Origin of the sequence: Paraburkholderia sp. 22098 (assembly GCF_052045935.1) — a bacterium.
In the GTDB taxonomy this organism is placed as follows: Bacteria; Pseudomonadota; Gammaproteobacteria; order Burkholderiales; family Burkholderiaceae; genus Paraburkholderia; species Paraburkholderia caledonica.
Genome location: NZ_JBQEPV010000016.1, coordinates 125197 through 138800, shown reverse-complemented (window position 1 = coordinate 138800; position 13604 = coordinate 125197). Strand labels below are relative to the sequence as shown.

Here is a 13604-nt window from a genome sequence, read left to right as displayed (position 1 = left end):
GCTGGATGACGTGAGCCCCGCAGGGGATTAAACCGGATATGTCCGTACATATTGGTTATCGGTCGCATCACCCGAACATGGAACGGTGTAAACCCTCACGCTCCTGAGCGCTTCAGCCTCATCGATACGGCGAACCGGTCGGCGGGATGCACACTCACCGACACTTCGAAGGCCACGCCCGTCGAATCGATATAGCGGCGCACAATTTCCAGCGCCGCCGAACCGATTGGCATCTGAAGTCGCTCAGCCATCTCTTTCGTGACGTTCACAGCCTGCACGTTTTGCTGGATTTCAACGACACAGCGGCCGTAACGCGCCTCGATCAGCGAACTGATCAGCGTGTCGGGCGCTGCCTTCGCTTCCTCGGCGATCTCCGTGTAGGTCGGATCGATGTAGACATCCGTCCAGCCGAGAGGCGGACGCGAACGGTCGCGTTCGATACGCAGGCTCGACACACGCAGCCAGTGCGCACCTTCTTCGCATTGCAGAACCTCAGCGAGCCTGCCGGTCACGCTAACCTCTTTTACCGACTGGATGACCCGCAGATGTTCCGAGCCGAACTGCACCAGATCCTCGACTGAACCCAGCGAAGGACGGAAATCATTCTTCGGCTGCGCCGACTCGACGCGCGTACCGGCGTTCTTGCGCCGAGACACGAATCCGAGCTGCTGAAGCTCGTTTAGCGCCGCGCGAATCGTATGCCGGCTGGTGTTGTACCGATCGCGCAACTCGAGTTCGGTCGGCAGATAGGAGCCGACAGGAAAGCGTCCGCTGGCGATGCCCTCGGTCAGATCGCGAGCGATGTCGGCGTAATGAGGTCTGTTCATGCTTTGCAAAGTGAGGAGAAACGTACGGGATCGATGCGCATCCAGGGTTAATCATAACTTGAACGATATGTTCGAACATATTATCTTCCATATGTCCGGACATATTAGTAACCTGTCCGCGTTTTGCACACTCCCGCTTGCTCGACTCAAGGCATCGTCATGACTACCCGCACCGCCCCGCTTTCCAGCACCGTCTTCGATTCGATCCTGTTTCGTGACGCCTTCGGCACCACCAGAATGCGCGCCCTGTTTTCTGATTACGCGCTGGTGCAGCGCTATATCGACGTCGAAGTCGCGCTCGCGAAGGCGGAAGCGCGCGTCGGCGTGATCCCGGCCGACGCTGCGGATGTGATCGCGCGCGAGTCGCAGATCGAGCGCATCGACTTCGACCACATGCGCGAGGAGACGGACATCGTCGGCTATCCGATTCTTCCGCTCGTGCATCAACTGGTCGGCATGTGCGGCGAGGCAGGCCGCTATGTGCACTGGGGCGCGACGACGCAGGACATCATGGATACGGCCGTCGCGCTCCAGGTCCGCGACGCGCTCGATTCGATCGATGCCGATATCCGCGAACTGCGCGGCATCCTCGTGGATCTGTCGAAGAAGCACCGCGACACGCCGATGGCGGGCCGCACGCATCTGCAGCAGGCGTTGCCCGTCACCTTCGGTTACAAGACCGCGATCTGGCTGGCGATGTTCGACCGCCATCAACAGCGCATTGCGCAACTGCGACCGCGCGTGGCCGTGGTCGAGTTCGCGGGTGCGGCCGGCACGCTGGCATCGCTGGGCGACAAGGGCTTCGACGTGCAGAAGGCGCTTGCCGCCGAACTGCAACTCGGCGTGCCCGCGACGACCTGGCACGTCGCACGCGATGGCTTCGCCGAGGCCGTCAATCTGCTTGCGCTCGTCACCGGGTCGCTCGGCAAGATTGCAACCGACATCATGATCATGGCGTCCAACGAATTCGGCGAAGTGTACGAGCCGTTCGTCAAGGGTCGTGGCGCGAGCAGCACGATGCCGCAAAAGCGCAACCCCATTTCAAGCGAGCTGATGCTCGCAGCCGCGAAAGCCGTGCGACAGCAGGCCGGCCTGATGGTCGACGCGATGATCCAGGACTTCGAGCGCGCAACGGGACCGTGGCACGCGGAATGGATTGCGATTCCCGAAAGCTTCATCCTCGCTTCGGGTGCGCTCCATCAGGCGAAGTTCGCGCTGGGCGGCCTCATCGTCGACACGGATCGCATGAAGCATAACCTCGGCATCAGCAAGGGGCTGATCGTCGCCGAAGCCGTGATGATGCAGATGGCACCCTACACCGGCCGCCAGCAGGCGCACGACATCGTCTACGATGCGTGCCGTACCGTGAACGAAAGCGGCGGCACACTCGCTGAAGCGCTGGCGGCACTGCCAGAGGTCACCCGGCATTTCGATCGCGACGCGATCAACGCGATGACCGATCCCGCCAACTATCTGGGCCTCGCGCCGCAAATGGTCGATCGCGCCATCGCGCTGTCGAGCGAGATCTGACGAACGCTGCGGAGGAGCCACACCATGACGAACGACAACACATCAGGTAACGGGTCAGTCGCGCCACCGGCAAAGCGGCCGTGGTATCGCAAGCTTGGGATGCAAGTGCTGATCTCACTCGTGCTTGGTATTGCTGTTGGCCTGATCTTTCCGAAGTTCGGCGCGCAGTTGAAGATCCTCGGCGATATTTTTCTCGCGCTGATCAAGGCAGGCGTTGCACCGCTCGTGTTTCTCACTATCGTGCATGGCATCGCATCGGCGGGCGACGTAAAGAGCGCGGGGCGCGTCGGCTGGCGCTCGATTGTCTACTTCGAGGTCGTGTCGACCATCGCACTGGCCGTCGGACTGCTGGCGGGCAACCTGCTGCAGACAGGCAAAGGCATGACGGCCGTCACACCTGGCACGGCGCCTGTCATCGCGGCAAAGGCCGCGCCGCAAGGCTTCACCGAGTTCGTGATGCATCTGGTGCCCGACAACTTCATCGGCGCGTTCGCGAAGGGTGAATTACTTCAGGTCGTGGTGCTGGCCGTGATGGTCGGGATCGGTATTCTGGCGATTCCCGAAAGCCGCCGCGTGCACATCAACGAAGGGCTCGATCTTATTTCGCAGGTGCTGTTCTCGTTCATCAATCTGGTGATGAAGCTCGCGCCGCTCGGCACCTTCGGCGCAGTGGCGTTCGCGGTCGGCAGCAACGGCACGGCCGTGCTGGTCGCGCTCGCGCAACTCGTGCTGAGTTTTTATGCGGTCATCGTTCTGTTCATCGTCGTCGTGATGGGCGTCATCGCGAAGCTCGCAGGCTTCAGCATGTGGCGCTTCATGCGCTACATCAAAGATGAAATCCTGATCGTGCTCGGCACGGCATCGTCGGAAAGCGCGTTGCCTCGCCTGCTCATCAAGCTCGAACGCCTCGGCTGCACGAAACAGACGGTGGGCCTCGTCCTGCCGACGGGTTATGCATTCAACCTGGACGGCACGTCGATCTTCATGTCGATGGGCGTCATGTTCATTGCTCACGCGTACAACGTACCCATTACGATCGAACATCAGATCGGCATCCTGCTGCTCATGCTGCTGACGTCGAAAGGCGCGGCGACCGTTTCAGGCGGATCGTTCGTCGTGTTCGCGGCGACGGTCACGTCCACGGGCATTCTTCCCGTGGAAGGACTGGCTGTCATTTTCGGCGTGTACCGCTTCATGTCGATGGCAATCGCCACGTGCAACACGATCGGCAACAGCCTTGCTACCGTGGTGGTCGCGCGCTGGTCGGGCACATTGGACGCGAAAGTCGCGAAGCGTCATCTCTATCCCGAGCTTTTTCCTGAAGTCGCGGAAGCGGATGAGCGCGTGACCGACGGCGAACTTTCGCCCGAAAACCTCAATCAGGTGAACCCTCGTCCGGCCACGCTTCGATAACCTGCGTTAATCGAACACTGGCATCGACGCATGACGAAGGCGGCTGGCATCAGTTTGATCCAGCCGCTTTCCGCTTTCGAATGCGGAGCCGCTCGTTGACGCGTGATGAGCTCCGCCCGTTCATATTCGACCTGGAAACGCCCACCATGAATACGCGCACTGAATCGGATGCGTTCGGACCCGTGGATATTCCCGCGCATCGCTATTGGGGCGCGCAAACTCAGCGTGCGCTGGACGTGTTCGGCGCGGCAGAAGAGCGCTTTCCCGCCGCGCTGACTCACTCGTTCGGTTTGCAGAAACGTGCGGCTGCACGCGCTAACCGCGGGTGCGGCGTCATTGATCCGCATCTCGCCGATGCAATCGAGGCAGCCGCCACGGAACTGAGTGACGGGAAATGGGACGATCACTTTCCGCTGAGCATCTGGCAGACCGGCTCAGGGACACAAACCAACATGAACGCGAACGAGGTCATCGCCAACCGCGCCAATGAACTGCTCGGCCAGCCGTTGGGGACAAAGTCGCCGGTCCATCCGAACGATCACGTCAATGCGTCACAGTCATCCAACGACAGCTTTCCGACCGTCATGCATGTGAGCGCCGCGCTCGAACTGACCGGGCGTCTCCGACCTGCGCTCGTATCGATGCAGGCGTCGCTTGACGAACGCGCACGCGCATTCGCCGATGTGGTGAAGATCGCGCGCACCCATCTCATGGATGCCGTGCCGACGACGATGGGCCGCACTTTCGCAGCGTACGCTCATCAGATGGCAGCGGCGATTTCGCGCATCGACGCAGCGCTGCCACAGATCATGGTGCTTGCCCAGGGCGGCACGGCCGCAGGCACAGGACTGAATGCACCGGCGCAGTTCCCGGAGCGCTTCTGCGCGGAACTCGCTGCCAGCACGGGCCTGCCCTTTCGAACGCATCCACACAAGCTGGAGGGCATGGCGTCGCACGATGCGTTGGTCGATGTCTCGGGCGTACTCAATACGATTGCGACATCGCTTTTGAAGCTTGCCAATGACATTCGACTGCTTGGTTCGGGACCGCGCTGCGGGCTCGGCGAACTGATTGTCCCCGATGACGGCCTCACTTCCTCGATCATGCCGGGAAAGCGCAATCCGACGATCGCCGAAGTGCTGGTGCAGGCGTGCTTCCAGGCGATGGGCAATCACCAGACGGTGACGCTTGCGGGGGGTTCCGGTCTGTTCGAGTTGAACGTCGCGAAGCCGGTGCTGATCTACAACGTCCTGCAGTCGATACGCGTCCTGACCGATACGTGTCGAAACTTCGACGAACGCGTCGTAAAGGGTCTTCAGGTCGACACGACGCAACTTGCAACGAACGTGGAGAACGCACTGTTGTCGGTGACAGCGCTCAATCCGGTGCTTGGCTATGATGCCGTCGCGCGGATCACTGCGCTCGCGTTGCGCGAAGGCATTACGCCGCGGGCTGCGGCGCTGTCGCTCGACCTCATCGACGCGAACCAGTACGACAGGATCGTCGATCCCGCGCGGCTGGCGAATGGTGAATAGCATACACGGGGCGTTCGAGGACGGTCGCGTTTGTACGCGTTTATACGCGTTTGTACGCGGCCGTCCTCGAACGCCTCAAATCGACCCACCACGGACCTTGGACTTCGAGTGGCCTTGACGGCGGCTTCCAGAATTACAACGGCCACTCGCCATCAGTCCCGAAAGACGATCGATTTCCGCCTCAGCGCGAGGCGCGACGTGGCTGCATCAAACGCAGCCCGTCGCCCGCAAGCCCTTACATGCGGTCGAGAAACACGAACTCGGCCCCGAGCGGGTCGATGATGCTGATCAATGCGGTGAAGCCGACCAGCATGTTCGAAATCAGACCGCCTGTCACGCGGCTCTTTGCTATATGCTGGTACAACGGTGCTTCCGATCAATAGGCCATGGGCGACGGTTTGGGCACGCGCCGTACATGCGCGAAAAGATCATAGGGGGTTCCCGTCGATACCCGCAAACGGCATCAACAAGGAGGCAGGCATGGTCAAGACAGCGTTGTTCGTCCGGCTCGAAGCAAAGCCAGGCAAGGAACAGGAAGTCGAAAGCTTCTTGATGGGCGGACTGCCGCTCGTCGAGCAGGAACCCGCGACCATCGCGTGGTTCGGGCTGAAAATCGCGCCGTCGGTGTACGGCATCTTCGATGCGTTCCCCGACGACGCCGGCCGCCGCGCGCACCTCTCGGGCAAAGTAGCCGAGGCGCTGATGGCGAAGGCGCCGGATCTCTTTGCCAAACCGCCGGAAATCATGAACATCGATGTACTTGCGGCGAAGCTGCCGTCGTAGCCGCGTCGGGTCCGGGTGCTGACTTCCTCGTGTCGCAACGCATGAACACCCTGCCCGTCGAAAAACTGCATCAAGCCTGCGCGGCTTCGTGCGCGTACGATGCGCGCCGGAACACAACCTCAAGAACGTGAATGTCGATATCCCGCGCGACGCGCTCGTCTGATTTGCCGGCGTGTCGGGCGCGGGGAAGCCGTCGCTCGCATCGGCACGCCCTACGCGGAGGCGCAGCGGCGCTATTCGAGTCGTCGCGCCTTACGCGTGACGGCTGATCGAACAGGTCGGCGTGCCCGAGGTCGACGCGATCGAATGCCTGCACCCGCAGTCGCACTTCGCAGCAGCGCGGCGCGCCGAGCACGCGCTCCTCGGTCCGCAGCGTGACGACGTTTTCGAGCCTCGCGCGTATGCTCTCTTCGCGCACCGGCCACTGTCTGCAGAGGCCGCCGATGTTCTGCGCGATGTGCAGTCGATGCTTTCGGAAGGGAGCCTTCCGCTGATCGATATCGCGGCACGCGTGGGCTTTCAGACGCAGCAGCATTTCACCGCGCCCCGCGCTTTCCGCCTTGCGCATCACCGCCTACGATCCGGCGATGCGCTTTCGACTGGATCGGTGAGCCCAACAAACGCAGGAATTCGACACTTTTGGGCAGGGACTCGAAAGAAGAGCGCGCCTCGCGGGCGTAGCTTAACTGGAATTGGCGCAGCGCCGTCTTTCGCGACAAGCAAAACACACCGTTGCACTGATGGGCGCATCCTGGGTCCGGCGTCCACGTACCCCGTTTCGCATTCTGGAGAACGCCATGAAGACTAACCTCGCATCGGCCGCAAGGCTGTCGACATTCATCCTTGCGCTATCCGCTGGTGGCTTTGTGGCCAGCGGCGCGACCGCGCAGGACGCGCCCATCGCCGGCAAGGCGACGCTCGGCGTGACCGTCACCGAAGCACAGCTGGTCGCAAGAGGCTGGCGCGCATCGAAGATTATTCATACTGATGTCTACAACGAAAAGAACGAAAAGATCGGCCGCGTCGACGACCTGATTGTCGCGCCCGATGGCTCGCTCTCGGCCGCGATTATCGACGTCGGCGGCTTTCTGGGGATGGCGGCGCACCGCGTCGCCATCCCCATTCAGCAGTTCAAGCAGATAGCGCCGAAGGCAATCGTGGTCGGCGCAAACAAGGATGCGCTGAAAAAACTGCCCGAGTTCGAATATGCCAAGGGCTGACATTGGCCGCGAACGCGGTCGACGACGGCGACGCGCTTCGCATCGAGGCAACACCCGTTTCTGCGTACTTTCACAGGACAGTTTCGGTGCGACGATCGGCGGAAGCCTCACCTGATCCTCGAACTGACCCATCAATAGCGACTGGCGTCGCATGGACACGGCACAGTGACGACATTACTTCGGTCTACGACATCGTAGCGCGGTCGCGTCTTCCATTCGATGCTTGCTGCCGTGGCACGCCGGTAGTCAAATCGCAATAGCGCACAGTTTTTGCTCCGAACAGTACTTATCGGGAGAGCGACGCGCGATAAGGCGCGATGGTGGCCGCGGCTCCACGAGTCGTTAAGGAGACGTGGCGATGCGAGGAATAAATGACAAGGTACGTGCAGCAATTTTTGCCGTGGCGATCTCAGTGCTATCGGCATGCGGCGGGAACGGAGACAGTTCGAGTAATGGCAGCGCGGCCACACCTGCAGGCGGCATCAATCTGCAGATTGTCTCGTTCGGCGACAGTCTTTCGGACGTTGGGACCTATGCACCGATCGCAAGCGCGGTTGGCGGGGGGCGTTTCACGACCAATCCCGGACAAGTGTGGACTCAGGATGTTGCGCAATACTACGGAGATACGCTAAGCGCTGCGTACACGATCGACTTCACGCATAAGCTCAGTGCGCAGAGCGGCCTCGGCTATGCGGAAGGTGGTGCCACGGTGGCAACGCCGGCAAACCAGTCCGACTTTCTAACCGAAGTGATCGGCAACGTCGAGATGCCCGTCACTCAGCAGGTGTCGCGCTATCTGGCCGCTCACCGGAGCTTTAACACCAATCAACTGGTGCTCGTCTGGGCCGGCGCGAACGATGTGCTTCGCGCCGGGGCGCTGCCGGCCGCTGCGCAGACCGTGGAGACGGCGGCGACTACTTTGGCTGAGGTCGTCGGGCAGATTGCACAGAACGGCGCCACGCATATCGTGGTGGTCAATGTTCCAAACATCGGTCTGTCGCCCAAAGGGCTTGCCTCGGCCGACGGTGGGGCCAACCTTGCCCAGTTGTCGCAACTCTTCAACGGTAGCCTGAACGCGGCCTTGCAAAGCAATGGCCTGCAAGGCAAGGTCATCCAGATCGATTCTTACAGCTGGATGAACCAGATCGTCGCGAACTTCAAGGCCAATGGCTTCGCCGTGTCGAACACCAGCGTCGCCTGCGATCCTACGAAAACGCCCCATGCCACGGCATTGCTGTGCTCGCCGCCAACCTACGTGACCGCCAACGCGGACCAGACATACATGTTCGCCGACGACCTTCATCCGACGACGCATCTGCACACGCTGTTCGCCCAGTACGTGGAGCAGCAGATCGCCAGCCGCGGTCTGGGTCACTGAGCCGGGAGCATGATGACTCACCGGCAGCATCGTCGAGTTCTCTAGCATTCTGTCCGATCGCGTCTGGGCTATCGCGTCGCGCAGCGAGTGATCGCGTGGAGACGTTGTCCAGCGAGGCAAACGCGCGCGCTACCGACGCTTCGCCGCAGCTGACATAATCCGCTCACCGGTGCCGAATGAACTGATGGCGTCGGCGATTTTCACTGCCGACGTCGCCGGCGGCACCAATGAACGGAGAACAGATGTCGAAACGCGTGTTGTTTGCGGTATTGCTACTGACGCTTGACGTCATAGGGCATTGTGCAGCCGCGCAACCCATGATCGAACTTACGATAGGCGGCAGTACTCGGTCGTTTAGCCGTGCGGCATTGCTGGCGCGCCCCGATGCCGCGGAGATTCATGTTCCGCGAGATGTCGCCTACGGTACGTCGACGACATACCGCGCAGTGCCGCTGGCCGACCTGCTCGACAGTACCAGGCTACCTGCGGACAGCGTGCTCGAGGCACGTGCAACCGACGGCTTCGCCGCACAATTACCGATGGACCTCGTGAGTAACCGCGATCCAGCGACAGCCGTCGCATGGCTCGCGGTCGAGGACCCGGTGAAGCCATGGCCGAACCTGCCGGGCAAGTCGGTCAGTGCGGGACCGTTCTACCTGGTCTGGGTCGGCAGGGAAGCGGCGTCCGTGCGCAGCGAGCAGTGGCCTTATCAGATCGCGAAACTTGCTACGCAACCGTCTCCATCCACGCGTTGGCCGGTGCTCGCCGTCGATCCGGCGCTACCGGCAACCGATCCGGTTCGCGCGGGCCAAGGCCTGTTCATCACTCAGTGTCTCGCCTGTCATCGGCTCAATCACGCGGGGAGCGCGGACACCGGCCCCGACCTCAACGTGCCGATGAATCCAGTCGAGTACTTCCAGCCCGCTGCATTGCGCCGCTACATTCGCAATCCGGCATCGGTTCGAGACTGGCCCGGCCGCACCATGCCCGCTTTCCCGCGGGACCAGCTGAGCGATCGCGAGATCGATCTGATCGTCGCCTACCTTGCGTATATGGCGCAGCGGAAGGTTGGCGAGTAACGCATGCGAGTTTAGGTTTGTGCGCGGTGCGGAGTAGTACTTCACCTGCATGGACATGATGTTGCCGGGCATTCCGCTGCATCACGAGGATTGTTGCGAGGGTCTAGTGGAAAGAGCTCGCGCATCATTAGAAGATCTTTCCGGGATTGAGGATCGAGCGCGGATCCAGCGCCGTCTTAATGAGCCGCATTGCAGTAATCTCCGCGTCGCTGCGCGTATGGCCGAGGTAAGCCTTCTTCTTGACGCCGATGCCGTGCTCGGCGGACACCGAGCCGTGAAATTCGCGCGTTACGTCGTAGATCACACGGTCGATCTCGTCGTGCAATCGCCCTTCCGAACCGGGGATATCGACAACAATATGGAGGTTGCCGTCGCCAAGGTGCCCATAGATCATGACTAGCGCATCAGGCCACCGTTCCTGCAGACGTTGCTCGCAATGTGCGGCCACCTGGCCGACGTCACTGATTGAGAAGCTCACGTCATACGCGCTGTGGTGCGGAATAAACTTCGGATACTCGCCGGGCGCATCGCGAATCGTCCAGAAAGCCTGCGCATCCGCTTCGGACTGCGCAAGCGCCGCATCGCTGACCACGCCCGCTTCGAGCATGTCGCCGAGAAACGCCTCGAATGCCTCGGCATGCCGCTCGGGATCGCTGCCCACACTTTCGAGCAGCACGTAGTAAGGATAGTGTTTGTCCAGCGGCGCACGTAACGGGAGATTCGCCAGCACCGCGTCGTAATAGCCCGCCCACATCACCTCGAAAGCGGACACGCCAGCGGACAGCTGCGCCTGAGAGCAGGCCAGCAGTTTCGTTACTGCGTCGTAGTCGGGCAATGCGCACCATGCGGTGGCGACGGCCGTCGGCCGTGGACGCAGGCGCAGCACTGCCCGCGTGATCACCGCGAGCGTGCCCTCGCTGCCGATCAGCAGATGCCGCAGATCGTAGCCGCTATTGTTCTTGATCATCTTGTGCATGCCGCTCGTCACTTCGCCGTTGGCGAGCACGGCTTCGATGCCGAGCACCTGGTCGCGCATCATGCCGTACTTGATCACACGATTGCCGCCCGCATTGGTCGCGAGGTTGCCGCCGATGGTGCAGCTGCCACGCGCGCCGAGGTCGAGCGGAAAATAGAAGCCCGCATCGAGCGCCGCCTCCTGAACGACCTGCAAAGGCACGCCCGCTTCGACCGTCATCGTCGCCGAGGTGCGATCCACTTCGACAATCCGGTTCATCCGCTCGAGGCTCAGCGCCACCTCGCCGCCGAGCGCGTTCGCTCCGCCGACAAGACCGGTCAGGCCGCCCTGCGTCACGACGGGCTGAGAGAACGCATGGCACACGCGCAACGCCCTGGCGACGTCTTCCGTACTGCGCGGCCGGATCAGGGCAGTCGGCACCGCGCCGGGCAACCCACTCCAGTCATGTAGTTTCCGGCTGCCGAACTCGGCCGGCAACTGCACGACATCAGCGCCGAGCTCGGCGAGCAGCGCATCGATTACTGTCGATTTCGACATGTCAGGTTTCCATCCCAGATGTGTGTTTCCGATAGCGTACGCTCACGACCGTTCACCAGATGGTGTAGCCCGCCGTCTATCACCAGGTCCGAGCCCGTCATGAACGCGCTCGCTTGATCTGGATCGCTTCGCCGGTGGCGGGATTGCGTCCAGTCCTGGCGGCACGTTGACCCGTTGAAAACGAGCCGAACCCGTTCATTGCAGTACCGTCCTTCGTCACTGCCGTCGTGACGATGCCGATCAGCGCATCCAGTGTTCCAGCAGTCTGTGCCTTCGTGGAGCCCGTCTTCCCGGCGACCGCATCGATCAGTTCCTGCCTGTTCATTGTTTGGCTTGCAAGGGCATGAAGTGAAGTTGATACCCTACCCGATCCGCGGGCGTGCGCGCAATTGGTGGACTCCGGAACCCGCACCGGTTGCGGTCCGTTGATCCACGTCCCCTTCATCGGGGTGACCGTTGCGTCAGTTAGTTCCGGGGGCTACTCAACGCCGCAATCACAGGACCGGAGCGTAAGCACGCGCATTCGTGACGGCTTTCTCTCCTCCCACGACCATGCTTTCATAACAATACTAATTTTTGATAGGCATGAGGAAACGGCGGTCCGCTCGTCTATTTTTGCGTCTTCTGAGTTCAACGATGAGCCCGTGTCCAAAACCAATTGACTGAAATCGGACCCGAAGCCGTCATTGCGCGTAGCGACCGGGCAAGACAGCTTCCGAAGCAAGAACCGCCATTCGCTAATTTTGAGCCAGTGGACCGAACCAGTAGGACGCCGTAGCGGACGTCGCCGACTTCGCCGACCTTAACCGCCTGTCCTCAAATCAAAGCCGCCCGTCGGCTGACGCGAACCGCGGCACACGGAGAGCGCCGTCAAACAGGAACATTGGACGCGGTTTTCTTCCTGCGAGTGTCCGTACGCAGGCTGTCGTATTCCTCCTGACTGATCGGCGATGCATCTCGATGCCCAAGCGCGTTGACGGGCAGCCGATAAGTTTCGCGCGCCGTCCATGCGCCTAGCGCGCCGATGCCGCAGACGGTCAGCGTGATCGTCCCCACGATTAACGGAATGTGCTGGGTGCCGGGCGGCACGGCGGCTGCGATGAACGCCGGCAGGATTGCGGTAATGGCCGTGCCGATGTTCTGGCCGATCGCCATGGCGGTAACCCGGATACGCGTCGGGAACAGTTCGGGCATGAAGCTCGGATAGACCGCGTTGAAGCATTGATACACCACGCCCCACATCACAATCGCGATGACGATCGCCAGCATGGCATTGTGCAGACTGATCGCATAGAGATACGCATATGACAGCAAGCCCGAGGCAAGCGCACCGAATATGATGAGTGGCCGGCGTCCCCATCGATCGGACAGACTGCCTGCGAAGGGAATGAAGAATATTGCAGTCAGATTGGCGAGCAGCGGAATCCAGAGAAAGAAGCCTTTTGAAAGACCGATACCGTAAGCGGGCTGCACCGCATACGCCGCGCCAAAGATCGAAGTCACCGCCAGGATGATCGCAATCAATGCGATTGCCGCGATGCGGACGATATCCCGCCAGCCATCGCGTAACGCTTCCTTGACGGGCGACGCGGGAATCTGCCGATGTTGCGCTTCATCGACGAAAGCCGGCGTCTCAGACACTTTCCGCCGGATTACATAACCGGCCACCAGTACGAGCACGCTCAGCAGGAACGGTACGCGCCAACCCCACGCCAGGAACTGCTTCTCGGGCAGATAGTAAGCGAGCGGCATGAAGATGGCCGCAGCGAACACCTGGCCGGCGGTCACGCCCTGCATCGCATAACTTGCAAAATAGCCGCGACGGCCGAGCGGCGCATGCTCGAGCACGAGCGAACTCGAACCCGATATCTCCCCGGCGACCGCGAAGCCCTGGATGAGGCGCAAGATCACAAGCAGGATCGGCGCTGCGAAGCCCACTTGCGCAAATGTCGGCAGAAGACCGACGGCGAGCGTCGACAACCCCATCATGAACATGCAGGTGAGAAGCAGATTCTTGCGGCCATGCGTATCACCGCGACGGCCGAGCACAAATGCGCCGACTGGTCGTGCGAGATAGCCGACGCCATAGGTCGCAAGCGACGCAGCGATCGCAACGCGACCGTCCTCGGAAGGAAAGAAAAGTTGCGGAAAAACCAGTGCGGCGGCTTGCGCGTAGATGAAGTAGTCGTAGTACTCGAGCGCAGAGCCGATCCACGCGCTCGCGGTGGCGGTTCGTGCCTGATTGCTGCTCTGCAGATGCGTAGATGCCATTTCGTCTCCTGCGTGTGTCTTGTCGATGATCGCGAACAGAACTCGCGTAGCGTTG

12 protein-coding genes and 1 pseudogene are annotated in these 13604 nt (G+C 61.3%); 8 read left to right on the top strand and 5 right to left on the bottom strand.

Annotated elements, in window-relative coordinates:
* Positions 1-95: 95 nt before the first annotated feature.
* Positions 96-827 carry a GntR family transcriptional regulator gene (locus ACTJLB_RS27380; protein WP_440785168.1) on the bottom strand — a complete coding sequence of 244 codons (732 nt, stop codon included), beginning with the start codon at positions 825-827 and terminating at the stop codon, positions 96-98.
* A gap of 159 nt (positions 828-986) precedes the next feature.
* On the opposite strand from ACTJLB_RS27380, the gene ACTJLB_RS27375 reads away from it, so the two are divergent.
* From ACTJLB_RS27375 to ACTJLB_RS27365, 3 genes are all read left to right on the top strand, one after another.
* On the top strand, positions 987-2357 hold the full coding sequence (locus ACTJLB_RS27375; RefSeq protein ID WP_440785167.1) for a class-II fumarase/aspartase family protein: 1371 nt from the start codon (positions 987-989) through the stop codon (positions 2355-2357).
* A gap of 24 nt (positions 2358-2381) precedes the next feature.
* Positions 2382-3770, top strand: coding sequence for a cation:dicarboxylate symporter family transporter (locus ACTJLB_RS27370; RefSeq protein WP_392395089.1), 1389 nt, complete (start codon positions 2382-2384; stop codon positions 3768-3770).
* Positions 3771-3916: 146 nt separating this feature from the next.
* On the top strand, positions 3917-5305 hold the full coding sequence (locus ACTJLB_RS27365; protein ID WP_440785165.1) for a class II fumarate hydratase: 1389 nt from the start codon (positions 3917-3919) through the stop codon (positions 5303-5305).
* Positions 5306-5540: 235 nt separating this feature from the next.
* Here the strand turns inward: ACTJLB_RS27365 and ACTJLB_RS27360 are convergent, their stop codons facing one another.
* Positions 5541-5669, bottom strand: a complete 129-nt coding sequence (locus ACTJLB_RS27360; protein WP_440785164.1) for a hypothetical protein — start codon at positions 5667-5669, stop codon at positions 5541-5543.
* Between the two features lie 116 nt (positions 5670-5785).
* Between ACTJLB_RS27360 and ACTJLB_RS27355 the strand changes: the two genes are divergently transcribed.
* The 5 genes and pseudogenes from ACTJLB_RS27355 to ACTJLB_RS27335 all read left to right on the top strand — a co-directional run bounded on the left by ACTJLB_RS27355 (position 5786) and on the right by ACTJLB_RS27335 (position 9765).
* Positions 5786-6088, top strand: coding sequence for a putative quinol monooxygenase (locus ACTJLB_RS27355; protein WP_020067623.1), 303 nt, complete (start codon positions 5786-5788; stop codon positions 6086-6088).
* A gap of 76 nt (positions 6089-6164) precedes the next feature.
* Positions 6165-6543: pseudogene (locus ACTJLB_RS27350) on the top strand (excinuclease ABC subunit A); the annotation flags it as partial.
* Positions 6544-6828: 285 nt separating this feature from the next.
* Positions 6829-7308, top strand: coding sequence for a PRC-barrel domain-containing protein (locus ACTJLB_RS27345; protein WP_392395090.1), 480 nt, complete (start codon positions 6829-6831; stop codon positions 7306-7308).
* Between the two features lie 358 nt (positions 7309-7666).
* Positions 7667-8686 carry an SGNH/GDSL hydrolase family protein gene (locus ACTJLB_RS27340; protein ID WP_440785163.1) on the top strand — a complete coding sequence of 340 codons (1020 nt, stop codon included), beginning with the start codon at positions 7667-7669 and terminating at the stop codon, positions 8684-8686.
* Positions 8687-8928: 242 nt separating this feature from the next.
* Positions 8929-9765, top strand: a complete 837-nt coding sequence (locus tag ACTJLB_RS27335) for a c-type cytochrome (RefSeq protein WP_440785162.1) — start codon at positions 8929-8931, stop codon at positions 9763-9765.
* A 127-nt stretch (positions 9766-9892) separates the two neighbouring features.
* On the opposite strand, the gene ACTJLB_RS27330 is transcribed toward ACTJLB_RS27335, so the two are convergent.
* From ACTJLB_RS27330 to ACTJLB_RS27320, 3 genes are all read right to left on the bottom strand, one after another.
* Positions 9893-11278 carry an FAD-binding oxidoreductase gene (locus ACTJLB_RS27330; protein WP_440785161.1) on the bottom strand — a complete coding sequence of 462 codons (1386 nt, stop codon included), beginning with the start codon at positions 11276-11278 and terminating at the stop codon, positions 9893-9895.
* Between the two features lie 97 nt (positions 11279-11375).
* Positions 11376-11603 (bottom strand): HU family DNA-binding protein, encoded by a 228-nt coding sequence (locus ACTJLB_RS27325; protein WP_440785160.1) that lies wholly within the window; start codon positions 11601-11603, stop codon positions 11376-11378.
* A gap of 545 nt (positions 11604-12148) precedes the next feature.
* Positions 12149-13549, bottom strand: coding sequence for an MFS transporter (locus ACTJLB_RS27320; protein ID WP_440785159.1), 1401 nt, complete (start codon positions 13547-13549; stop codon positions 12149-12151).
* Positions 13550-13604 lie beyond the last annotated feature (55 nt).

Bases quoted from the DNA above. Each gene is read 5' to 3' on its own strand.
- ACTJLB_RS27380 (WP_440785168.1), bottom strand. From the start codon at position 827: ATGAACAGACCTCATTACGCCGACATCGCTCGCGATCTGACCGAGGGC.
- ACTJLB_RS27375 (WP_440785167.1), top strand. From the start codon at position 987: ATGACTACCCGCACCGCCCCGCTTTCCAGCACCGTCTTCGATTCGATC.
- ACTJLB_RS27370 (WP_392395089.1), top strand. From the start codon at position 2,382: ATGACGAACGACAACACATCAGGTAACGGGTCAGTCGCGCCACCGGCA.
- ACTJLB_RS27365 (WP_440785165.1), top strand. From the start codon at position 3,917: ATGAATACGCGCACTGAATCGGATGCGTTCGGACCCGTGGATATTCCC.
- ACTJLB_RS27355 (WP_020067623.1), top strand. From the start codon at position 5,786: ATGGTCAAGACAGCGTTGTTCGTCCGGCTCGAAGCAAAGCCAGGCAAG.
- ACTJLB_RS27345 (WP_392395090.1), top strand. From the start codon at position 6,829: ATGGGCGCATCCTGGGTCCGGCGTCCACGTACCCCGTTTCGCATTCTG.
- ACTJLB_RS27340 (WP_440785163.1), top strand. From the start codon at position 7,667: ATGCGAGGAATAAATGACAAGGTACGTGCAGCAATTTTTGCCGTGGCG.
- ACTJLB_RS27335 (WP_440785162.1), top strand. From the start codon at position 8,929: ATGTCGAAACGCGTGTTGTTTGCGGTATTGCTACTGACGCTTGACGTC.
- ACTJLB_RS27330 (WP_440785161.1), bottom strand. From the start codon at position 11,278: ATGTCGAAATCGACAGTAATCGATGCGCTGCTCGCCGAGCTCGGCGCT.
- ACTJLB_RS27325 (WP_440785160.1), bottom strand. From the start codon at position 11,603: ATGAACAGGCAGGAACTGATCGATGCGGTCGCCGGGAAGACGGGCTCC.
- ACTJLB_RS27320 (WP_440785159.1), bottom strand. From the start codon at position 13,549: ATGGCATCTACGCATCTGCAGAGCAGCAATCAGGCACGAACCGCCACC.